This window comes from Brevibacillus brevis, assembly GCF_022026395.1.
Classification (GTDB): Bacteria; Bacillota; Bacilli; order Brevibacillales; family Brevibacillaceae; genus Brevibacillus.
On sequence record NZ_CP041767.1, the window covers coordinates 130,829 to 152,500 of the forward strand.

General features: G+C 48.8%; 21 protein-coding genes and 1 tRNA gene (1 of these 22 running past the window's edge). 20 read left to right on the forward strand and 2 right to left on the reverse strand.

Going from position 1 to position 21,672, the window contains the following annotated elements; genetic code table 11:
* The first annotated feature begins 18 nt into the window (after positions 1-18).
* The 12 genes from FO446_RS00760 (at position 19) to nadA (ending at position 12,759) form a co-directional block, all read left to right on the forward strand.
* Positions 19-327 carry an FtsB family cell division protein gene (locus FO446_RS00760; RefSeq protein ID WP_173612088.1) on the forward strand — a complete coding sequence of 103 codons (309 nt, stop codon included), beginning with the start codon at positions 19-21 and terminating at the stop codon, positions 325-327.
* Between the two features lie 41 nt (positions 328-368).
* A complete protein-coding gene (locus tag FO446_RS00765) occupies positions 369-719 on the forward strand; it encodes a S1 RNA-binding domain-containing protein (RefSeq protein WP_237899769.1) in 351 nt (116 codons plus the stop codon).
* Positions 720-972: 253 nt separating this feature from the next.
* Positions 973-3,447, forward strand: a complete 2,475-nt coding sequence (gene spoIIE / locus FO446_RS00770; RefSeq protein ID WP_237899770.1) for a stage II sporulation protein E — start codon at positions 973-975, stop codon at positions 3,445-3,447.
* 120 nt (positions 3,448-3,567) lie between these two features.
* A complete protein-coding gene (locus FO446_RS00775; RefSeq protein ID WP_173612086.1) occupies positions 3,568-4,329 on the forward strand; it encodes a vWA domain-containing protein in 762 nt (253 codons plus the stop codon).
* Positions 4,319-5,254, forward strand: a complete 936-nt coding sequence (locus FO446_RS00780) for a serine/threonine protein kinase (RefSeq protein ID WP_229087877.1) — start codon at positions 4,319-4,321, stop codon at positions 5,252-5,254. The genes FO446_RS00775 and FO446_RS00780 overlap by 11 nt, the downstream gene beginning before the upstream one ends.
* Positions 5,255-5,269: 15 nt before the next feature.
* Positions 5,270-6,019, forward strand: a complete 750-nt coding sequence (locus FO446_RS00785) for a threonine/serine exporter family protein (RefSeq protein WP_048035581.1) — start codon at positions 5,270-5,272, stop codon at positions 6,017-6,019.
* 5 nt (positions 6,020-6,024) lie between these two features.
* On the forward strand, positions 6,025-6,477 hold the full coding sequence (locus FO446_RS00790; RefSeq protein WP_173612084.1) for a threonine/serine exporter family protein: 453 nt from the start codon (positions 6,025-6,027) through the stop codon (positions 6,475-6,477).
* Positions 6,449-7,876 (forward strand): tRNA lysidine(34) synthetase TilS, encoded by a 1,428-nt coding sequence (gene tilS, locus FO446_RS00795; protein ID WP_173612083.1) that lies wholly within the window; start codon positions 6,449-6,451, stop codon positions 7,874-7,876. The genes FO446_RS00790 and tilS overlap by 29 nt, the downstream gene beginning before the upstream one ends.
* On the forward strand, positions 7,873-8,412 hold the full coding sequence (gene hpt / locus FO446_RS00800; protein ID WP_221868239.1) for a hypoxanthine phosphoribosyltransferase: 540 nt from the start codon (positions 7,873-7,875) through the stop codon (positions 8,410-8,412). The genes tilS and hpt overlap by 4 nt, the downstream gene beginning before the upstream one ends.
* A 69-nt stretch (positions 8,413-8,481) precedes the next feature.
* Positions 8,482-10,440: an ATP-dependent zinc metalloprotease FtsH gene (ftsH, locus tag FO446_RS00805; RefSeq protein WP_173612081.1), complete on the forward strand. Its 1,959-nt coding sequence runs from the start codon at positions 8,482-8,484 to the stop codon at positions 10,438-10,440.
* Positions 10,441-10,809: 369 nt separating this feature from the next.
* Positions 10,810-11,679, forward strand: coding sequence for an HAD family hydrolase (locus tag FO446_RS00810; protein WP_173612080.1), 870 nt, complete (start codon positions 10,810-10,812; stop codon positions 11,677-11,679).
* Between the two features lie 135 nt (positions 11,680-11,814).
* Positions 11,815-12,759 (forward strand): quinolinate synthase NadA, encoded by a 945-nt coding sequence (gene nadA, locus FO446_RS00815; RefSeq protein ID WP_007729946.1) that lies wholly within the window; start codon positions 11,815-11,817, stop codon positions 12,757-12,759.
* 375 nt (positions 12,760-13,134) lie between these two features.
* Here nadA and FO446_RS00820 read toward each other — a convergent pair whose 3' ends face one another.
* On the reverse strand, positions 13,135-13,626 hold the full coding sequence (locus tag FO446_RS00820) for a PCYCGC domain-containing protein (RefSeq protein ID WP_047074514.1): 492 nt from the start codon (positions 13,624-13,626) through the stop codon (positions 13,135-13,137).
* A 192-nt stretch (positions 13,627-13,818) separates the two neighbouring features.
* On the opposite strand from FO446_RS00820, the gene FO446_RS00825 reads away from it, so the two are divergent.
* From FO446_RS00825 to FO446_RS00855, 7 genes are all read left to right on the forward strand, one after another.
* Positions 13,819-14,817, forward strand: coding sequence for a metal ABC transporter substrate-binding protein (locus tag FO446_RS00825; protein WP_237899771.1), 999 nt, complete (start codon positions 13,819-13,821; stop codon positions 14,815-14,817).
* A gap of 136 nt (positions 14,818-14,953) precedes the next feature.
* Complete coding sequence (locus tag FO446_RS00830) at positions 14,954-15,724, forward strand: metal ABC transporter ATP-binding protein (RefSeq protein WP_173612078.1); 771 nt, start codon at positions 14,954-14,956, stop codon at positions 15,722-15,724.
* Between the two features lie 35 nt (positions 15,725-15,759).
* Positions 15,760-16,599, forward strand: a complete 840-nt coding sequence (locus FO446_RS00835) for a metal ABC transporter permease (RefSeq protein ID WP_173612077.1) — start codon at positions 15,760-15,762, stop codon at positions 16,597-16,599.
* 39 nt (positions 16,600-16,638) lie between these two features.
* Entirely contained in the window at positions 16,639-17,064 is a 426-nt protein-coding gene (locus FO446_RS00840) for a Fur family transcriptional regulator (RefSeq protein ID WP_016740938.1), read from the forward strand.
* Between the two features lie 115 nt (positions 17,065-17,179).
* A complete protein-coding gene (nadB, locus tag FO446_RS00845) occupies positions 17,180-18,802 on the forward strand; it encodes an L-aspartate oxidase (RefSeq protein WP_173612076.1) in 1,623 nt (540 codons plus the stop codon).
* On the forward strand, positions 18,789-19,637 hold the full coding sequence (nadC, locus tag FO446_RS00850) for a carboxylating nicotinate-nucleotide diphosphorylase (RefSeq protein ID WP_237899772.1): 849 nt from the start codon (positions 18,789-18,791) through the stop codon (positions 19,635-19,637). The genes nadB and nadC overlap by 14 nt, the downstream gene beginning before the upstream one ends.
* Before the next feature lie 12 nt (positions 19,638-19,649).
* Entirely contained in the window at positions 19,650-20,417 is a 768-nt protein-coding gene (locus FO446_RS00855) for a type III pantothenate kinase (protein ID WP_088910223.1), read from the forward strand.
* Here the strand turns inward: FO446_RS00855 and FO446_RS00860 are convergent.
* Positions 20,412-20,843 (reverse strand): GNAT family N-acetyltransferase, encoded by a 432-nt coding sequence (locus FO446_RS00860; RefSeq protein ID WP_173612074.1) that lies wholly within the window; start codon positions 20,841-20,843, stop codon positions 20,412-20,414. The two genes, FO446_RS00855 and FO446_RS00860, sit on opposite strands and share 6 nt — an antisense overlap.
* A 758-nt stretch (positions 20,844-21,601) precedes the next feature.
* Between FO446_RS00860 and FO446_RS00865 the strand changes: the two genes are divergently transcribed.
* Positions 21,602-21,672 (forward strand) — tRNA-Ser (locus tag FO446_RS00865) (it continues 22 nt past the right edge of the window).

Here is a 21,672-nt window from a genome sequence, read left to right on the forward strand (position 1 = left end):
ATTCGAGGTGGCGTACTGATGAAGGAAGCAAGAACCTCTTCCATTAACCGAAAAGGGCAAAGAAGGCGAATGCGTCTTTTTTTCTTTGTGATCCTGTGCTTTTTCGTCTGGACTAGCTATACCTTGTTTTTGCAAAGTGGCGAGTTGTCCAAGAAGGAGGCAGAGCTGGAAGTCTTGAAGCAAGAATCAGCGGTCTTGCAGCAAAAGCAAGACGATCTGACCTATGAAGCAAGCCGGCTAAACGATCAGGAGTACTTGGCAGAGCTGGTACGTAAGCGAATTTTGTTTACCAAGCAAGGCGAAAGCATCTATATCATTCCGGATTGAGTATACATCTGATCTTCAACGAGAGGGAGGCATTCCGCGTCATGGAGATCGAGGTCCGGAGCATACTGGAAGGAAAAATCACGGGTATTACGAAATTCGGAGCGTTTGTTCAACTGCCAGGCGATGTGACCGGACTGGTGCATATTAGTGAAATTGCTGACGTCTATGTCCGGGACATCCATCAATTTTTAAAAATAGGAGATACGGTAAAGGTAAAAGTCCTCAGCCTCCGTGAGGGCAAGATCGGGCTTTCTATCAAAAAAACAATGGAAAAGGAACGACCACCCCGCAATCAGCGGGAGCGAAGGGAAGGCTTTGAAGAAAAGCGTAGAGAAAAAGGGCCGCGGTCGGTCTATATGATTCGGAAAATTATGACTTTTCTTTCTTCGTGAAAAGCGCATTTTGACTGTAAAAACAGGAAGGTCATTTCAAAGTCTTGCCGAATAAAGTATCCTAAGCCCGTTTCGCAAAGCGCGAATCACCTGTCAGCCGACGTTATCCGCCATAACGTCGGTTTTTTTTGTCCATTTTCGTTACTGAATTTGTCGCACGATTCTGTGAATGTACGTTGGATTTTTGACAAATTTTACAATGCCCCCTCCGTATAATGGAGAAACACATTGACCAAGAACGGGGTGGAGCGAAATGATTGCGAACAAAAACGTAACACAAGCCGGACAGGCTTGGACGCGGCAAGTGTCCGATCGAATGGGTACCACTGCCCAGACGTGGGGAGAAAAAGTAGCAGACTTCATAGAGAAGTGGAATGTTCTCCCCATCCTTATGGGCTTCTTATTAGGACGAGCTCTGATCGTGGAGGAGCTAACCCCCTTTGCTATACCGTATTTCATTGTCATGTTTTATATTCGTCGAGATTGCTTGCTTGTCACGGGGATGGCTCTTATTATCGGTGCTTTTACCCAGTCGGTGCCTGTTGGACTGGAAACCACCTTGAGCGTGATACTTGCTCTGTTTGCCTGCAAGCTGATGAATAAAATGCGTAAGAAAGATTTTTCACGGACGCCTCTGCTGGTTGTCGGGACGATTTTCATCAGCCGTCTGTTGTATGCGGTTCTGACCAATCAGGTAACGACCTACGAGCTCGTGATGGTAGCAGTAGAAGCGATTCTTGGCTTTGTACTGACGCTTATCTTCATCCAGTCCTTATCGATCATTCATTTGGCGAAGCCTTATGAGCCTCTCAAAAATGAAGAGATCGTTTCGCTAGTGATTTTACTGGCCTCCTTGATGACGGGTACCGTGGATTGGATGGTCGAAGGCATTTCGATGGAGCATGTACTCTCACGCTATTTGCTGCTCATCTTTGCTTTTGTCGGTGGTGGCACGATTGGTGCGGCTGTTGGCGTGGTCACAGGTCTCATCCTCAGTCTGGCTAATGTGAGTGCTCTTTTACAAATCAATCTGCTTGCCTTTTCAGGTCTTCTTGCTGGCTTGTTGAAGGAAGGCGGCAAAGTGGGCGTATCCGCAGGCTTGTTGATTGGTACGGCTATTCTTGCGATTTACGGTGGAGCAGAAGAGACACTCTACTACTCCTTGATCGAAACCTCTCTGGCGCTTGTTCTCTTCATTCTGACCCCTGCTGCTCTTTGGAAAAAAGTAGCCCGATTTATCCCCGGGACTCCCGAGAATCTACAATCCCATCAAGAATACATGCGCAGAGTTCGCGATGTGACCGCGGGCAAAATCCAGCAATTCTCCGATTTGTTTACGCAACTCTCCCATAGCTTTGCCCAGACAGCCGATCCTGAAGAAATAGAAGAACAGGCCGACGCCTTTCTCAGCCGTGTATCTGAATTCACCTGCCAAAAATGCTGGAAAAAAGAACAATGCTGGGAAAAAGATACACAATCGACCTATGAGGGAATGCGCTTTTTAATGGAAAAAGTATACGAGAACGGTACCTTGGCCGGCGTTACGCCGCCGCGTGACTGGGAGCGCAAGTGTGTCAAAACCGAAAAGGTCATGACTGTGATGGAGCAGGAATACGATCGCCAGCAGTCGTTTGACCAATTGAAAAAGCAGGTAAAGGAAAGCCGAATGCTCGTAGCTGACCAGCTATCGGGAGTCTCTCGGGTCATGAGTGATTTTGCCCGGGAAATACAGCGAGAGGGAATGGAGCTGAGCTTTCAGGAAAAGCAGGTCTCACAAGCATTGGAGGGCTTGGGTCTGTCGGTACGCCGCGTAGAAATACACAGCTTGGAAGAAGGGAAGGTTGATATCGAAATCAGTCAGCCGACTTGCTATGGTCGTGATGAATGCGCGAAAATCGTGGCTCCGATGCTCACGGAGATATTGGGAGAAAACATTGTGGTACGCGAGAGGCATTGTGAAGCACAAAAAGACGGTTCATGCACAATGTGCCTTGCTTCCGCCAAAACGTATGAAATCGATATCGGGGTCGCAGGGGCAGCCAAAGACGGCAAGCTATTATCCGGTGACAGCTTCCGGACAATGGATTTGGGGAATGGAAAAATGGCGCTGGCGATCAGCGATGGAATGGGGAATGGCGAGCGGGCATCCATAGAGAGTCAATCCGCCCTCGATATGCTCCAGCAGCTTCTGCGTTCTGGTATGGACGAAAAAATTTCAATCAAAACCGTTAACTCCGTGCTCGCCCTGCGCTCCAAGGAGGAAATGTTCGCGACGGTGGACTTGGCATTGATCGATTTGCAAACCGCTCATACCCGTTTTGTAAAAATCGGTTCCACCCCGAGCTTTGTCAAAAGAAATAAAGATGTCATTACGATCACCGCCAACAACCTGCCAGTAGGGATTTTGGAAGAAATCGAGGTGGATGTTGTATCTCGTATGCTCAAGCCGGGTGATTTGCTCGTCATGATGTCCGACGGCATTTATGAGGCGCCGCGCCATATTGAAAACAGGCAAGCGTGGATGAAGCGAATCATCAGCGAACTGGAGACGAATGATCCACAGGAGGTCGCTGATTTACTATTGGAAAAAGTCATTCGCCAGCATTCTGGACAAATTGTTGATGACATGACCGTGCTGGTGGCGCGAATTGACCGCTTTGTACCACAGTGGGCTGCCATCGCGGTACATGGCATGGAGAAGCTCGAGCGTCCACGGATTGTGAGTTAGGAGTATGTTTTCTCCATTACCCGTCGATACTGTTGCTAAAAATATCCTGCGAAGTGAAGTGGATGAACGTTCGCAACACGGAGCTGGGACTGACAAAACAGATCGAATGGGGAGATTATTGTGAAAGAAGCGACACTTCGTCAAATACTGGTAGTGACAGACGGCTGCTCCAACTCGGGGATGAGTCCCGTTGCTGCGGCGGCACTGGCAAGAGAGCAAGGGATTACGGTCAATGTGATTGGCGTAATCGACAAGAGTGAGCTGGGTGAGAAAGGGGAGAAGGAAATCAGGGATATTGCGGAAGCAGGTGGTGGACTCTGCGACATCGTATACCCCCAACAGCTTGCACAAACGGTACAAATGCTGACGCGAAAAGCAATGACGCGCACCATTCATCAAGTAGTTAATAAAGAATTAAAAGAGATTTTGGGCGATTCCGGAATAGAAGAGCTGGCACCTGATAAAAGAGTGCAGGTTGCCGGAATGGTTGACGAGTTGGGTGAAAAAAGCAGCTTGAACGTCGTGATGCTGGTCGATACCTCAGGAAGTATGAAGCCAAAGCTGTCGGCTGTTCAGCAAGCGATTCACGATTTCAGTATCAGTCTCCATTCGCGGAGTGGCCATAGCAGAATGGCAGTCGGTTCATTTCCGGGGAAACAAAAGCATCTCGATATCCGCATTCCGTGGACAGAAAAGGTCGAGCAGGCCCATCAAATTACGAGTGATTTGGCGATGAGCGGAATTACTCCTACTGGCCCCGCCATCGTAGAGGCAATTGCCCTGTTTGAGCAGGACAAGCTCCCACGCACGCTGCAAGAGCGTTACATCGACCAAGACGAAGAGGACGATTCGAACGGAATGCTGCGTGACCATGTCTTTTAAGGCAGCCACCCCCGACCTGCCCAAGCACTTTACAGGCAAATGGAACAAAAAATCGTACCATGTCTTACGGGAGTTGGGGCGTGGTGCAAACGGGACCGTGTACTTGGTATCCCAAGGTGGCGTACAGCGCGCGGTTAAGGTCGGTGTGGAGGGCATAGACATTTTAATGGAAGTGAATGTGTTGAAAAGCACACAGCAGGGGCGGGATTCCAAAGTGGGACCGCTCCTGTGCGACGTGGACGATCTCGTTGTAAACGGGAAGGCCTGTACGTTTTATGCCATGGAGTATCTTCAAGGCTTGCAATTGGATGAATATATCAAGCAAGAGGGTACGGACTGGGTGGCCGTGATGATGGTTCAATTGCTGGCGCGACTGGATGTTTTGCACCAGCATGGCTATATTTTTGGTGATTTGAAGCCGCAGAATGTGATGGTGACCCAAACGGACAAGCAGGTACGCTTGATTGATTTTGGTGGAGTGACCAAGCTGGGAAACGCCGTTCGGCAGTTTACAGAAGAGTATGATCGAGCTTTTTGGCACGCAGGTGATAGACGGGCTGAAGTAAGTTATGACCTGTTCTCGACAGCCGTGATGATGGTGCGTCTGACGGTTGGAGCAGAAACGTGGAAAAACAGCCTTGGTGACCCACGTCACACGATATTACTCTGTGATATAATACGAAAAAGTGACAGCCTGTACCCTTACCGGGAGCCTTTATTGAAGGCGTTTCACGGCAAGTTTGCGACCGCGAAAGAAATGCGAGCGGAGCTGTTGGCAGTCTTGCAAGATAGCATGGTCGCCAAACCGCAAAAGTCGCAAAAGAAAGCGCGGAAGAAAGGGAATGCAGGGGCGGGCATTAGCGGTCTTTTTGTCGCCTCGTTGCTCCTATTGGCTGGCACTTTGTATTACGCATGGTTTATGTGAAGGATGTGACGGTTCGTGTCCTCAGATTTGGTGATGGATACTTGCTTGTTGGCAGGCTCGATTATTTTGAAAAACGGTGGAGAGACTTACCGAACGGAAGAGACAATGGCATTGATTGCGAAGGCTGCGGGGATGGATGATGTCAACAGCTCGGCTACGCCTACGAGCATCATCCTGTCCTTTCGTTGCAGTGGATTCGATCATACAAGAATGGTTCGTACCCCCAAACGTACGACTAACCTCAATAAAATAACGCTCGTGAATGATGTTTCCCGACAGTTTGTCGGTGGGAAAATTAATTTGGAGCAAGCCTATCGGACGCTGCGTGAGATCGATCAGAAAAAGCAGATCTATCCGAAATGGTTGCAGCATCTGGCAGCCGCTACGGCTAGCGGCTCCTTTTCTATGCTTGCAGGGGGAGATTGGGGCAGTCTGATTCCTTCTGCGATGGCCGGTTTGATTGTGAACCTGAGCCAGGAATATTTAGAACAGTTTGTCCGGATGAAGTTTTTTACAGAGTTCTCTGCCGCTTTACTAGGAGGACTTTTCGCGTTGTTGACTGTGACGATCTTTCCGCAGTTGCATTTAAGCATCATTATTATTGGTGCGATGCTTCCACTGTTTCCGGGGATCGCCATCACCAACTCGCTTCGGGATTTGATGGCTGGTGATTTGGTTGCAGGTGTTTCACGCGGAGTAGAAGCCATGCTGACAGCTGTCTCCGTAGCGGTAGCCACAGCCATTATTCTTTCGTTTACGAGGTGAGTACGATGTTGTTACAAGGATTGGCGCTTAGCTTCGCCTCTTCAGTAGCGTGGTGTGTGCTGTTTAATGTGCCGGTTCGAACAATCGTAGCGGGTGGTTTAGCCGGAGTGGTCGGTTTTCTCTTCTACTCGATTCTTCCTATCTACGGTGCAGAGGTCTTGTTGTCGACGTTTGTTTCTGCTGCTGCTGTTTCTTTGCTCAGTCAGCTCTTATCTATTATACTGCGAGTTCCTTCTACGAATTTTAGCGTTGCGGGCATTATTCCACTGGTACCGGGATCGTTGGCTTACAAAGCCATGCTTGCTTTTGTAAACAACGACTATGTCGGAGGAATTACCCAGGCGACCAAAACATTGATGGTAGCCGGCGCGATTGCTTCTGGACTTATATTTGGAATTTCGGTTCTGACGATTTGGAAAGGAGCCCGCTATGCTGGCAAGCGTGCGCAACGAGATTGAGTCCGAGGGGCTTTTGCTTCCAGGTGAGACCGTTGTCGTCGGGATATCCGGTGGCAACGATTCTACCGCACTGTTGCATATATTGGCTTCTCTCAATAAACAATACCAGTATCATTGGAAGCTGCATGCTGTCCATTTGAACCACGGCTTTCGTGGGGAAGAAGCAAGGCAGGACGCACGCTATGCAGAAGAGCTGTGCCGCGAACTCGGCGTGGCTTTCCACCTCTTTGAGTATGACGTCCCCGCTTATATGGAAAAAACGGGTCTGGGTGGGCAAGAGGCGAGTCGGGACATTCGCTATCGGCTGTATCGAGAGGTAGGTCTGGCGCAAGGAGCGACCAAGCTGGCATTGGCCCATCATGCTGACGATCAGGTGGAAACGATTCTCTTTCGTTTTGTACGAGGCAGCAGGTTGCATGGACTGACAGGGATGCCGAAGCGGAGAATGCTTGCGGATTGCCCGATTGAGCTCGTGCGTCCGCTCTTGCATAAAACGCGTCAAGAACTGGAAGGCTACTGTCGGGAACATCAACTCGTCCCCCGTGAGGATAGCAGCAACCAATCGCGCAAATATACGCGCAATCTGCTGCGTCTGGATGTCATGCCCTTATTGGAAAAAGTGAATGACAAATATCGGGAGCATATCTTGGCTACCGCGGAGGCAATCCGGCAGGACGAAGCGCTTTTAATGAGGCTGGCGATTGAGCAGCTGAAAGAGGTAACGATTGAGAAAAAACCTGAAGCATTTTTGATGGACAATGACAAGTTTCAAACTTGTGACGTTGCTTTACAAAGGAGAATGATTACTCTAATATTAAGTTATCTCTCAAAACATACCGAATGGTCTTCGCAACATGTGGAGACCGTTTTGCACATGCTAGGGGGAAGTCGCCCTTCTGCGGAATTGCATTTGCCAAATGGCCTGGTAGTGGACCGGGTGTACGGGCGAATCACTTTTCGTCGTAGAAAGCGACAGGATCGCATACATACGTATAGTTACGAGCTCGCCGTTCCCGGTGTAACCTGGATCGACGAGAGCAAGGCCACGGTACATATTACTTACCTGGAAGGTCCCATGGATTGGGAGCGACTCCCTGCGAATGAAGCGGTCTTTGATGCCGATCAGTTGCCAGGATCGCTGTATTTGCGTAACCGAAAACCTGGAGACCGCATCACCCTGTTTGGCTCAGCAGATGGAAAGAAGCTAAAGGATTTATTAATCGATGCCAAATTTCCGCGAGCATGGCGTGACAAACTTCCGCTTTTGACGGCGGGCGAAGAGGTGATTTTGGTACCAGGTGTGCGCCGTTCCGCCGTAGCGCCTGTCAATGGACAGACCAGGCGTTTTCTACACGTGCGGGTAGAGTTTGGAGAAGATTGGCGGGAGGTTTTTTCATGAATCAAGACATCGAGAAGATTTTGCTATCAGAAGAGGATATCGCGGTAAAGGTTCGAGAATTGGGTGAGACGCTGGCTGCAGAATACAAGGATAAAAATCCATTGGTCATCTGCGTGCTGAAAGGCGCAGTCATTTTCATGGCTGATCTGATCCGTCACATGAACATTCCGTGCGAAATGGACTTCATGGCAGTTTCCAGCTACGGAAGTGGAACAGAGTCCTCTGGCATGGTGAAAATCTTGAAGGATCTCGATACATCTGTGCAAAGCAGACACGTACTGGTTGTAGAAGACATCATGGACAGTGGACTGACGCTGAGCCGCTTGGTAGAGCTGTTGCGCCATCGGGAAGCCGCTTCTGTAAAAGTGGTGACTCTCTTGAACAAACCAGAGCGTCGCAAGGTGGATATTTCACCGGATTACAAGGGTTACGATGTTCCAGACGAATTCGTTGTGGGATATGGCTTGGACTATGCCGAGCACTACCGTAATCTGCCTTATATCGGTGTATTGAAGCCTGAGGTCTACACGAAGTAGGTTTGTTGTGGAGACCGTACTTTCTATGATAAAATGTGAAAAGTGTCTGTTCGTGAGAGGAGGTAAGGAATGAATCGCTTTTTTCGTAATACCGGGTTCTACCTACTGATTTTTCTTGTCACGGTCGGGATCGTGAATTTCATCCTCTCCGGTACTGATAAGGTTGGGAAACTTACATATCAGGAATTCCGGGTACAGCTAAAAGCTGACAACGTCACTGAGTTGGCGCTTCGACCAGAGAATGGTACTTACAGGGTTGAGGGTACGTTGGCAAAAGCTATTCCGGGACAGGAAAGCAACAAATTTTTTACCAATGTTCCTTTGTATGATTCAGATGTTGTAAAGCTAGTCGAAGAGAAAATTGATGCACAAAAGATGAAGAATGTAGCGTTCAATCCTGCGGAGGGCAACAGTATTTGGCTCACGTTCTTGACCTCAATCATTCCTTTTGTCATCATCTTCATCCTGTTTTTCTTTCTTCTGAACAATGCCCAAGGTGGCGGAAGCCGAGTGATGAACTTCGGTAAAAGCCGCGCGAAGCTTTACAACGAAGAAAAGAAACGCGTTACCTTTGACGACGTAGCAGGAGCGGACGAAGAAAAGGCTGAGCTGGAGGAAGTCGTTGATTTCCTGAAAGACAACCGTAAGTTCAATGCGGTTGGCGCTCGGATTCCAAAAGGGGTACTGCTCGTAGGTCCTCCGGGTACAGGTAAAACCTTGCTCGCGCGCGCTGTTGCAGGCGAAGCTGGTGTGCCGTTCTTCAGTATCTCCGGTTCTGACTTCGTGGAAATGTTCGTTGGGGTGGGTGCATCCCGCGTACGTGACCTGTTTGAAAATGCTAAGAAAAATGCTCCTTGCATTATCTTTATTGACGAGATTGACGCCGTGGGTCGTCAACGCGGAGCTGGACTCGGCGGCGGCCACGATGAACGCGAGCAAACTCTCAACCAGTTGCTCGTAGAGATGGACGGTTTTGGTGGAAACGAAGGGATCATCATGATCGCTGCGACCAACCGACCTGACATTCTCGACCCGGCTCTCTTGCGTCCGGGACGTTTTGACCGTCAAATTACAGTTGATCGTCCTGATATCAAAGGCCGTGAAGCGGTGCTCAAGGTTCATGCCCGCAACAAGCCGATTGGCGAAGACGTGAAGCTGGACGTGATTGCTCGTGGTACATCGGGCTTCACGGGCGCAGACTTGGAGAACTTGCTGAACGAAGCGGCTCTCTTGACTGCCCGCAGAAACAAAAAGCAAATCACAATGACCGAAGTAGATGAAGCGATTGACCGCGTGATTGCGGGTCCAGCGAAGAAGTCTCGCGTAGTGAGCGAAGACGAACGCCGTCTGGTTGCCTTCCACGAAGCTGGTCATACGATCATCGGATACCACTTGAGAAATGCAGAAATGGTACATAAGGTAACAATCATTCCGCGCGGCCAAGCTGGCGGATACACCGTGATGCTGCCGAAGGAAGACCGTTTCTTTGCTACCAAATCAGACCTGCTCGACAAAATCGTCGGCCTGTTGGGTGGACGTGTTGCGGAAGAATTGGTGCTCGGGGATATTAGTACCGGGGCGCATAATGACTTCCAACGCGCGACTGCTATCGCTCGCAGCATGATTACCGAATACGGAATGAGCAAGCTCGGACCGATGCAATTCGGTAAGAGTCAAGGACAGGTATTCCTGGGCCGCGACTATGGCAATGAGCGTAACTACTCTGATAAGATTGCCTACGAGATCGATCTCGAAATGCAAAATATTATCAACGAGTGCTACGCAAAGTGTACAGAATTGCTGACGAAGCACCGTGATCAGCTCGATCTGATTGCGAACACGCTGCTCCGTGTAGAGACTCTCGATGCTGAGCAGATCAAGCAATTGATCGAAACAGGTAAAATGGATAACGATCCAGATGCAAATAAAGATGTGGTCGTGAACATTCAACCGAAGCTGGAAGAAGTAAAAGAAGAACCAAAGCAAGAAGATACACAAGAAGATACAAACGAAGAACCGAAACAATAAGGGGCGCCTCAGGTGCCCTTTTTTGCAATATCGGAAAGTGTAAATATTGTGGGTATTTAGCTCCTAAGTTTTAAAGGTGTCGATGAACCGATAAAGCTAGTGAGAAGAAAAAGCGCAGGGCTCGTAGACCTTGACAGGCCACCCCAGTCGGAACTAAAAAAAGGGGACCACGCTTGTCGAACACTTCTTCCTTGAGAAACTTCCGCCCGTAGGGTGGCTTTGGCTCGACGGTCCCCTTTTTTAAGTGGAGACGGCCAGTGAATCGCCTTGCTGGCGTGTCAGAGTCGAAGAGAACTGCGCTTTTTCTTCTCCTCCACTTTGTTGACTCATACTTAAAGGCAAACCCAAAACGAATGAGAGGGATTGGATATGTTGCTTACACCAGGCATGGCTGCATTTGACATGGATGGAACCTTACTGACTCACGATTCAAAGCTGACAGAAGGCACGAAAGAAGCACTTCGCCAATTGCAACAGCAAGGCTGCAAACTCGTTTTATCTACGGGCAGGATGTATGGCTCCGCTCAAATTCCGATCGATTCCTTTCCTTTTGACGGCTTTGTCTGTAGCAATGGCGGTGCTATTTTCGAAGGAGATGGCACGCTGGTCCGTCGATCGCTCCTTCCTACTGAGATGATAATCGGTACGATCCATGCACTGAGGCAAGAAACGATTTATTATGAGCTTCATGATACCAACAGCAATCGCTGGATGGTCAAAGAAGACCGTGAACGTTTGGAAGCGACCATGAGTGAGGATGCGTCTGTGGAAGGATTCTCGATCTTGAATTTTCCTTACTATAGGCTCGCTCGCATAGAGCCATTGGCAGAGATGTTGGAAAAAGTAGAGTCCGGGGAAGTAGAGATCGTCAAGTTCTTCATCTGGCATCATGACCCGGATCGTCTGGAGTGGGTGAAAGCGCAGCTACAGCCTTGGAGCGAGCAAGTGACCATCACTTCATCTGGAAAGCAGAATGTCGAAGTGATTCCTCAAGGGGTATCCAAATGGGAAGGTCTTCAATACTTCTGTGAAAAATGGGGAATCTCCCCAGAGAAAGTAATGGCATTTGGCGATGCAGAAAACGACCGTGAAGCATTAACGGGCGCAGGATATTCCGTCGCGATGGAAAACGCTTCTGACGAAATCAAGCAGGTAGCCAAATATATCGCCCCACACCATAATGAGGAAGGCGTTGCCCGCTTTATTCGGGAGCGTGTTCTGGGAGAAAAAGGCGAGTAAGGGAATGAAGAGCAGAAGCTGCGTCTGTACGGACCGGTTTCTGCTTTTTCGCTCAAAATGTACCACGTTGACAAGGTGAGGTTATACGCTTACAATGACCGTAAATTATGACACCACCGTAGGGGGATTTTTTCCATGGACGCTTTAGCGTTAGAAAAAAAAGCCCAGCGCAACGCTGAGTTACGTGAACGACTGCTACAGTTGAAGAAAGAGCGTAATGCCATCATTCTTGCTCACTTTTACCAACGTCCCGAGATTCAGGAAGTCGCTGACTTCATTGGCGATTCCTTTGGATTGGCGCAGAAAGCGAAAGAAACGGATGCCGATGTGATTTTGTTCTGTGGGGTTCATTTTATGGGGGAAAGTGCAAAAATTCTCAATCCCCAAAAGACCGTCATTATTCCCGATGAACGGGCTGGCTGTCCGATGGCGGACATGGTGAACGTAGACGGGCTCCGCAAGCTCAAAGCACAACATCCAAATGCTAAGGTAGTGGCTTACATCAATACTTCTGCGGATGTTAAGGCAGAAACCTACATCTGCTGTACGTCGTCCAACGCGAAGCGCGTGATCGAGTCGATCGACAGCGATGAGATCATTTGGGTGCCGGACAAAAACCTCGGCCACTATGTATCCCAATTCACGGACAAGAAAATGATTATTTGGGAAGGGTACTGCAACACGCATGACCAACTGTCTGTAGAAGACATCATGACGTTGAAGCAGCAGCACCCAGAGGCTGTGGTAGTCGTTCATCCGGAGTGCCGCCCAGAAGTGGTATCCCTGGCTGACTACGTTGGTTCCACGACCGGAATTTTGAAATACTGCCGTGAGTCTTCGCACAAAGAGTTTATTATTGGAACGGAAGACGGCACACGCTACATGCTGGAAAAGGACAGCCCGGACAAAACGTTCATTTTCGCTTCCAAGTACCTCGTTTGCCCGAATATGAAGGTGAACAACCTGAAGAAGTGCGTCGAGGCGCTGGAGAATATGAAGCCGGAGATTTTTGTTCCGACAGATGTTGCAGATGCGGCACGTGCTTCCTTGGAGCGCATGCTTGCGGTAGCGCCTGCTTAAGGGGCAGACTGATCAAATGCAAAAAGGGAGTAGAGCGCAGGGGCTTTACTCCCTTTTTCTATTAGGAGATTTTGGTTAAGGGCTGGATGTCTTTTCGTCGGTAAATGTTCAGGATGAGTACAATCATACCGGATAACAGCAAGGATCCGTAAACATCTTTTACTCGTCTGATGGCATGGAGCAAACGAAGAAACAGCATAACGCCAAGAATGAAAAAGGCGATCCCTACATTTGGTCCAAAAATATAGTCAGACTCAAGGGCGGGCAATGCATCTAGAGAGGCACCAAAGCCCTGGCCCCATAAGGTAATCTATGTTATTCCATAAAAAGGAAAAAAAGAAAGACCTCCTCGCCGGGAAGTCTTGTTATCTGTGCTTAGGAAGGCATCGGGGTAGGAGTTGGTTTTCCGTAGCCTTGCCCGTAGGTTTGGTCTATGTAGGTACGAATTTCTTTAGTAGATTTGCCTTCTTCTTTCAGCTTGCCGGAAATAACGGCGATTTCCATGCATACGCCGCAGCGCGTGCCGTGGTCATCCCAGACAATGGAGCCATCAGACTTTTCTTCTTTGATGAAGCAGTTGCCATTATGCCCGTGTCCAGCACTTTCACCACAACCACAATAGCATGGAATGGATTTGAGCAGCTCACGATTTGCGGCAGCAACTTTGTAGGATTGGATAATGACAGGGTCTTGGTTGTCTAAAAATTTTGGTAGCTGATCAGCGGAAGCAGTCAATTCCTGCAAATCTCCATTGGGGGCGTGCTGCGTGTGATCGCTATGATTCTGTTCAGCTTGATCAGTAGAGCCACAGCCAGTAAGCAGAGCTGCGGTGATAAAAGTAATGGCTAACCATGATTTACGTTTCATCTTGGACATACCTCCTGCCAGTTATTTTATCATAATGAGATGGAGAAATTGTGGAGCCAGGAGAGAAGATGCACACTTATGATTTTTAAATCGTAATAAATCCTATTTACTTTTTGGGCTCCTCTCCGTATAATGAAAAACGACGAAGACGTAAATCGGAATCATTTTGAATTGGAGCAGGAGGAAATATAGATGAAAAGAGTTATGTTGGCAGCCCTAAGTTTCATTACGGCAGTGGGGCTGGTGGGATGTGGAGCAGCGAACGAAACGGCTGGGACTCCGCAAACTGGCAGTGATGCGTCAGGGAAACCAAAAGTATACACGACGATTTATCCATTGGAATATGTAGCAAAGCGGATCGGCGGTGAACATGTGGAGGTTACGAATCTGGTTCCCGCAGGCGTAGAGCCTCACGACTTCGAGCCAACCGCAAAAGACATGGTCGCTCTGTCCGGAGCAGATATCTTCGCCTATAACGGCAGTGGTTTAGAGCTGTGGGTAGAGAAGGCTGTAACCAACCTCGACAAAAACAAAACTACGATCATTAATGCGACGGAAGGTCTCGAGCTGATTCGTGCAGCTGAGCATGAGCATGAAGGAGAGGGCCACAAAGAAGAAGGTCACGCAGAAGAAGAAGGTCACGCAGAAGAAGCAGGGCACGACCACGGGGATCTGGACCCTCATGTATGGCTCGACCCGATGCAACTGAAGGCACAGGCAGAGAAGGTCAAAAATACGCTCGTGCAAAAAGATCAAGCGCACGCTGCTGATTACGAAAAGAACTTCACACAATTAGCAACAGACTTGGAACAGCTGGATAAAGAGTTCAAAGATATGGTTACGCAAGCGCCGAAGAAAGAATTCATGGTTTCTCATAGCGCATTCAGCTATCTGGCAAAACGCTACGGGCTGGAGCAAGTAGCGATCTCTGGGGTCAATCCTTCTGATGAGCCATCCACAACAGAGTTGAAGAGCTTGGTGGAGCATGTAAAGGAACACAATATTTCTTATGTGCTGTTCGAAACGTTGGTTTCTCCGAAGGTAGCGGAAGTGATTGCGAAGGAAGCTGGCGTGAAGACGGCTACGCTCAATCCGTTGGAAGGTTTGACGGAAGACGACGTAAAGGCGGGTCGTGATTACTTGTCCATTATGCGTGACAATATGAATACATTGAAGACTGCACTCCAATAAGTTTTCCCTCGAAAAAATGTCGCTTGCCAGGCGGCATTTTTTCATTTATTAGTAGGATGCTTGTGGTTCGGGCAAAATCGTAGTACGATGAAGGGAATCAAATAAGAACAAATCCGATTTAAGGGATGGATATTTCATGGAACCACATACACAAGAGGTGCCTGTCATTAAGCTCACAGGTGTCTCCTTTCAATATGAAGACAAACAGGTTCTCGATGAGGTTGAATTCACATTGGAACGCGGAGACTTTGTGGGCATCGTCGGGCCGAACGGATCAGGAAAATCTACGCTGATGAAGCTGATTTTGGGTCTGTTGACGCCAAACAAAGGGACAGTGGAGTTGTTCGGGCAACCACTATCCAAGTTTCGTGAATGGAACCGCATTGGATACGTCGCGCAACAGGTCGCGCATGGAGCGGGTGGATTTCCGGCGACGGTGCGAGAAGTCGTGTCATCTGGATTGGTCGGGAAAGTAGGCCTGTTTCGCAGATTGACGAAACAGCATCATGAGAATGTTCGGGCTGCGGTGGAGCGTGTCGGCTTGTTGGAGAAGCTGGATCAACGCATCGGCAACTTGTCCGGCGGGCAGTTACAGCGCGTTTTCATCGCGCGAGCTCTTGTAGCTGAACCAGAGCTGTTGATCCTCGATGAGCCAACGGTCGGTGTCGATCAGGAATCGATCGATCAATTTTACAGCCTACTTCGTTCGCTGAAGGAAGAGAACGGATTGACGATGATGATCGTCAGCCACGATGTGGGAGTCATGTCGCAATGGGTGACCAAGGTGGCTTGTGTGCAGAAGAAAATTCACTTCCACGGAACAGCGCACGATTTTGAGCATAACCAAGAAAAAATCTTGCAAAGTATGTACGGTGATTCGGTCAGACTGCTGTCTCATCATCATTAGGCTTTGTAAATAGGTAAGAAAGAAGGAATAGGCACATGCTTGCTGATTGGTGGCAGTATGACTTTTTGCGGTATACCCTGTTTTCAGGGATTTTAATTGGTCTGATTTGCCCTATTTTGGGCACGTTTCTCATTGTTCGTCGCTTGTCGATGATGGCAGATGGCTTGTCACACGTCACACTGTCCGGTGTAGCTGCCGGGATGCTCATTTCCAAAAAGGTTGCCTTTTTCTCCGCAGTCAATCCGCTGTTTTTCGGGATGCTGTTTGCGGTGATCGGTTCGTTGTTCATCGAGCGGTTGCGTAAGGTGTACAAAGCGTATCAGGATTTGGCGATTCCGATTATATTATCTGCGGGACTTGGGCTGTTTACCGTATTAATCAGCATCGCAGACGGTTTTAATGCAGATTTGTATTCGTACTTGTTCGGAAAAATTGTGACGGTGTCCATCGAAGACCTGTATGCGCTGATTGGTGTGGCAGTTGTTGTTTTAGGGACAGTCGTGTTGATTTACAAGGAGCTTTTTGCGGTCTCCTTTGACGAGGAATTCGCTCGCGTCTCCGGGGTGGCAAGACGTTCGATTAATTTGTGGTTCATGGTGCTCGTCGCTCTGACGATTGCGGCTTCCATGCGTATAGTCGGTGTCCTGTTAATCTCGGCGCTGATTACCCTTCCGGTAGCGGCTAGTCTGCAAATCGCGAAAAGCTTTCGTCAAACGATTTTCTTGTCGATTTTGTTCGCGGAGTTTTCCGTGTTAAGCGGTTTGTATTTTGCCTATCTCTTTGATTGGGCATCTGGTGGTACAATTGTACTGATGGCAGTACTGGTTATGCTGGTTGTATTGGGTGTAAAAAAGCTGCGGGTCGCTTTCCGATAAGAGTTTTCCGGATATGACAAAAGGAAGGAGTGTTTGTCGATGAAAGTAGAAGAAGCGCTGCAAATATTGAAAGAACATGGTTTCAAGTATACCGGCAAGCGGGAGGAGATGATTCGAATCTGCGCGGCCGAGAAGCGATACCTGTCTGCCAAAGATATTATGGAAAGAATCAAGGAGCAGTATCCAACACTCAGCTTCGATACCGTCTATCGCAACATTTCCACTTTTGTTGAGCTGGGGATTCTGGAAGAGACGGAGCTCGACGGGGAAGGCAGATTCCGTTTGGCCTGTTCGACAGATGGACACCATCATCACCATGTGATTTGTACGGAATGTGGAAAGACTTCTTCTTTGCCAGGATGTCCGATGAATATCATTTCCGCTGTACCGGAAGAGTTTCAGGTGACGGGACACAAGTTCGAGGTATATGGCACGTGCAAGGAATGTGTAACGCATTCGAATTAATCGGATAAAGGGGAGTGCTCGCTTTTGCGGGTGCTCTTTTTTTGCATCTCCTTCAAGCGTGTATTTGCTATAATGGGTGGAAAATCATCAGTTACAAGAGAGAAGGGACACAGTCATGATTCCCCGTTATATTGTGGACTTTGATTTGCACACCTTACCTCGGATGAGGGCAGATGTAGCTGTTATTGGAGCAGGAATTGCTGGATTGTATACAGCGTTGCAAACGAGTGAGTATGCGGATGTGGTGTTGATCAGCAAGAAGGGACTCGATGATAGTAACACACGCTGGGCTCAGGGAGGAATCGCTGCTGTAACAGCCCAATCAGATTCTCCGGCCCTTCATCGACAGGATACGTTAATCGCTGGAGCAGGTCTTTGCTCGTATAACGCTGTGGAGGTCCTGGTGCATGAAGGCCCTGATCGCTTGCATGAACTGATTGCATATGGAACGGAATTTGACCGCGATGAACAAGGGGAGTACGAGCTGACACAGGAAGGCGCGCATAGCAAACGGCGAATTTTGCATGCAAACGGAGATGCCACTGGGGCAGAGATTGTCCGCGCTTTGTCCAAGCGAGTGATGGAGCAGCCAAACATTCAGGTTCTGGAATATCATTTTGCTGTGGATGTCATCACGCAGGATGGTGAATGCGTGGGTGTCCTCGTGCGGAAGCCGGATGGCGAACTGTTTTTCCTGGAAGCCAAAGCAACGGTGCTGGCTACAGGAGGAGCAGGTCAGCTTTACCGATACACGACGAATCCGCAAATCGCTACGGCGGATGGGATCGGAATCGCGTATCGGGCGGGCGCTCGCATTAAAGATGTGGAATTCATCCAGTTTCATCCGACTGCGCTTTACTATCCGGGAGCCCCGCGCTTTTTGATTTCAGAAGCGGTTCGTGGGGAGGGTGCCATTTTGCGTAACAGCAATGGCGATCGCTTCATGGACAAGTACCATCCGCAAAAAGAACTGGCACCGCGCGATATTGTCGCCCGGGCGATTGTCTCCGAGATGGAGCAGACAAAGTCTACGTTTGTGTATCTCGACATTACCCACGAATCGGAGGAGCTTATTAAGCGGCGTTTTCCGACGATTTATAATTTTTGCTTACAATACGGGCTCAATATGGTGACAGACTGGATTCCGGTAGCTCCTGCCTGCCATTATATTATGGGCGGGGTTCAAACTGACTTGAACGGGGAGACCTCGACGAAGCGTCTTTTTGCATGCGGGGAAGCTTCTTGCACAGGGGTACATGGAGCGAATCGACTGGCCAGCAACTCGTTATCGGAAGCGGTTGTATTCGGTCACCGGATCGCGGAGCGGATCAAGCAGCTTGCTGATTTGCCCGGCATCCATCCTTTTGAGGTTGTTTCCAAGCAAAAACTGCCTCAAGCGTTCAATACACGTGAACAACGATTGAAAATGCAAAAGCTCATGCTGCGGCATGTTAGTGTGAAGCGCGACGATAAAGGATTAACGAAAGCACTAGCTGAGCTTGCGCGAATGGAGCAATACTATCAGTACGAGCCCAAGAGCCTGGAAACGTTTGAATTTTTCAATCTGCTGAATGCTGCCGTCCTAACAACGAGAGCGGCCCTTTTGCGGGAAGAAAGCAGAGGTGGGCATTATCGTACTGATTTTCCGAATAAAGATGACTTGGTGTGGCGTAAGCATTTGATCCAGTCCGTAGAAGATGGTGTCCAAGAGGAGTGTGAGAAGTATGATGTGGAATAAACGGGAGCTTCAGCGAAAAATAGAGGAATGGCTACAGGAAGACGTGGGGTTTGGTGATGTGACGACTATGAGCACCATTCCTGAATCAGAGCAGGGTGTCGGCATTTTATATGCCAAGGAAGCAGGAATCGTGGCAGGCCTGCCGATTGCGGAGCAAGTATTTGCCACGGTTGATTCTGCTCTCGTTTTTGAGGCAAAGGTAGTAGAAGGGGCACGAGTAGAGGTTGGTCAGCAGATCGCCGAAGTCAGCGGCTCGGTTCGTTCGATTTTGAGTGGAGAGCGGCTTGCACTTAATTTAATGCAACGTTTGTCTGGGATTGCCACGAAAACGAGTGAATACGCAGCAGCCGTCGCAGGGACGAAGGCACGAGTTGTCGATACGAGAAAGACTACGCCAGGCCTCAGGGTTTTGGAAAAGTACGCGGTACGAGTCGGGGGAGGCTACAATCACCGTTTTGCCTTGTATGATGCCGTGATGATCAAGGACAATCATATCAAAGGAGCGGGCGGTATCGCACAGGCTGTTGCAGCGGCACGCGCAGTTATTCCGCATACGATGACAGTAGAGGTAGAGGCCGAATCGTTTGAACAGGTTCAGGAAGCATTGGCAGCAGGTGCAGATACGATCATGCTCGACAATATGTCCCTCGATCAAATGGTGGAAGCCGTGCAGTATATCAATGGGCGGGCCATTGTCGAGGCATCTGGCGGTGTGAGTCTGGAGACGATTGGTGACATTGCAAAAACAGGCGTAGATATCATTTCGGTAGGGGCGCTGACTCATTCTGTCAAAGCGTTTGATATCAGCCTCGATCTGAATACACGCAAGCGGTAAGGAGCGACCACGATGTTATTGGTGATCGATATAGGCAACTCCAATATTGTGTTGGGCTTGTATGAAGGCGACGAGCTCCAACACCATTGGAGAGTGTCCACAGATCGTAACAAAACGGAAGACGAGTACGGCATGCTCGTCAAAAGCTTGTTTGGTAGTGTAGGGCTTGGCTTTGAACAGGTGAGAGGCGTCATTATCTCGTCTGTCGTGCCACCTTTAAACCTCACGATTGAACGTATGTGCGGGAAGTATATGCAACAAAAAGCGCTGATTATCGGACCGGGTATCAAGACGGGACTAAATATCAAGTATGAGTATCCGCGAGAGGTAGGTTCCGATCGAATCGTGAACGCTGTTGCTGCGATTCATCATTATGGCGCACCGCTTATTGTTGTCGATTTTGGTACGGCGACGACCTTTTGCTATGTGGACGAGCGGGCGCAGTATTGGGGCGGGGCGATTGCTCCTGGTATCGGGATATCGACAGAGGCTCTCTTCACTCGTGCTGCCAAGCTGCCGCGAATCGAAATCGCCAAGCCTGCAAGTGTAGTCGGGCGCAATACGATAGCGGCGATGCAGTCCGGCATTTTCTATGGGTTCGTCGGTCAGGTTGAAGGCATTGTACGCAGAATCATGGATGAATATGGTACGCGTCCAACCGTAGTTGCTACGGGAGGGCTGGCAGCACTTTTTGCGAATGAGACCTCTTGTATTCATGTTGTGGATCAGAATCTTACGCTAAAAGGACTTCGTTTGATCTATGAGCGGAATCAATCATAGTGGATGACGAACGTATCTGCAGAAAAACATTTCAGGATCATCTGGATCTAGGTGAGTCAGAGTTCCGCAGTGAACGTATCCGAGCTTCAGACAGAGGCGTTGCATTCTCTCGTTGGAAAGATTAGTAGAAGTGAACAACTTCTCCGTAGGGGAGATCGTTTCCAGATAGCGCATCATCTCCTCGCCAATCCCTCGTTTCTGATAGTGAGGGTGAACAATGAGTAGATGAATAAAGCTGTTCTTAAAAAATGATTGATTGATGATGGCAAAACCGACAATATTCATGTCGATTAACGCCAAGTAGCAATGTCCTTGCTCGATGGCTTCTTGAAGTTCAGATGAACGACTGGTTGAACCGAGCACCATGGCATCAATCGTACAGACAGCAGGAATGTCTTGAGGAGTAGCTAGACGGACCGAGGTCATCCATTTCAAATCCTTTCTACTTGTAAATCGTTGCTTATGTTGTATGGAATGGAAAAAGGGTGTTAAACTACTGGTAGAGATACGGATTATCCGACATATAAATAAAGGAGCCAATACCGTTGCAGCGGCAAGGCTCCTGAGACAAGTAGCTGTGGCACACCCACGGCGCGCATGATTACAAAAACAGCGAACCCACCGTCAGGCGGTCAACCTTAGGCGGTGGGTTTTCGCTTGTTACGCCACTTTCTTATCCATCGGTAGAGCTTCCTGCCGCTAAACCAGAGGCTTAGCAAGGTTGCCAGTACTTTTAGGAAAAGGTAAAGCGTGCCGAGCGAGACCATCAGCATCACCCCCTTTACAGGAAGCTGTGCCGTGGTCCTCCACCGCCAGTCTTGTCTCAAGTTAAATTATACCATTCCAGCATTCCGTATGGTGAGTTCTCTTGTTAGTGTAGATATGAGCTGACTCGACAAAAAGAGTGATATTCGGCGAGTAACATTGCTGGGGACAGGTAAAGATAGATACGTATTTCCCATCCATGGATGGGGACAGAGAAAAAAGTTGAGATTTTCATTACTTTTCGTTGACAGCACATGATCCACGCGCTACAATGGCTATTGTGCCTAGCAGAAAAGTTATGTCACATTGAACTTTTTAAGTTTCTTTGAAAAAAGTTCTTGCGTTTCAGATGAATGCATGCTAACATATGAATTCTGAAAGGCAAACAAGCGGATCGCTTTGATCCACTTCAAATATATGGATGGATGTCCGAGCGGCCGAAGGAGCACGATTGGAAATCGTGTAGGCGGTGTCGAACCGTCTCGTGGGT

What these genes read in the sequence shown, in the direction of transcription:
- FO446_RS00760 (WP_173612088.1), top strand. Translation starts at nt 19, where the DNA reads ATGAAGGAAGCAAGAACCTCTTCCATTAACCGAAAAGGGCAAAGAAGG.
- FO446_RS00765 (WP_237899769.1), top strand. Translation starts at nt 369, where the DNA reads ATGGAGATCGAGGTCCGGAGCATACTGGAAGGAAAAATCACGGGTATT.
- spoIIE (WP_237899770.1), top strand. Translation starts at nt 973, where the DNA reads ATGATTGCGAACAAAAACGTAACACAAGCCGGACAGGCTTGGACGCGG.
- FO446_RS00780 (WP_229087877.1), top strand. Translation starts at nt 4,319, where the DNA reads ATGTCTTTTAAGGCAGCCACCCCCGACCTGCCCAAGCACTTTACAGGC.
- FO446_RS00790 (WP_173612084.1), top strand. Translation starts at nt 6,025, where the DNA reads ATGTTGTTACAAGGATTGGCGCTTAGCTTCGCCTCTTCAGTAGCGTGG.
- tilS (WP_173612083.1), top strand. Translation starts at nt 6,449, where the DNA reads ATGCTGGCAAGCGTGCGCAACGAGATTGAGTCCGAGGGGCTTTTGCTT.
- hpt (WP_221868239.1), top strand. Translation starts at nt 7,873, where the DNA reads ATGAATCAAGACATCGAGAAGATTTTGCTATCAGAAGAGGATATCGCG.
- ftsH (WP_173612081.1), top strand. Translation starts at nt 8,482, where the DNA reads ATGAATCGCTTTTTTCGTAATACCGGGTTCTACCTACTGATTTTTCTT.
- FO446_RS00810 (WP_173612080.1), top strand. Translation starts at nt 10,810, where the DNA reads ATGTTGCTTACACCAGGCATGGCTGCATTTGACATGGATGGAACCTTA.
- nadA (WP_007729946.1), top strand. Translation starts at nt 11,815, where the DNA reads ATGGACGCTTTAGCGTTAGAAAAAAAAGCCCAGCGCAACGCTGAGTTA.
- FO446_RS00820 (WP_047074514.1), bottom strand. Translation starts at nt 13,626, where the DNA reads ATGAAACGTAAATCATGGTTAGCCATTACTTTTATCACCGCAGCTCTG.
- FO446_RS00825 (WP_237899771.1), top strand. Translation starts at nt 13,819, where the DNA reads ATGAAAAGAGTTATGTTGGCAGCCCTAAGTTTCATTACGGCAGTGGGG.
- FO446_RS00830 (WP_173612078.1), top strand. Translation starts at nt 14,954, where the DNA reads ATGGAACCACATACACAAGAGGTGCCTGTCATTAAGCTCACAGGTGTC.
- FO446_RS00835 (WP_173612077.1), top strand. Translation starts at nt 15,760, where the DNA reads ATGCTTGCTGATTGGTGGCAGTATGACTTTTTGCGGTATACCCTGTTT.
- FO446_RS00840 (WP_016740938.1), top strand. Translation starts at nt 16,639, where the DNA reads ATGAAAGTAGAAGAAGCGCTGCAAATATTGAAAGAACATGGTTTCAAG.
- nadB (WP_173612076.1), top strand. Translation starts at nt 17,180, where the DNA reads ATGATTCCCCGTTATATTGTGGACTTTGATTTGCACACCTTACCTCGG.
- nadC (WP_237899772.1), top strand. Translation starts at nt 18,789, where the DNA reads ATGATGTGGAATAAACGGGAGCTTCAGCGAAAAATAGAGGAATGGCTA.
- FO446_RS00855 (WP_088910223.1), top strand. Translation starts at nt 19,650, where the DNA reads ATGTTATTGGTGATCGATATAGGCAACTCCAATATTGTGTTGGGCTTG.
- FO446_RS00860 (WP_173612074.1), bottom strand. Translation starts at nt 20,843, where the DNA reads ATGACCTCGGTCCGTCTAGCTACTCCTCAAGACATTCCTGCTGTCTGT.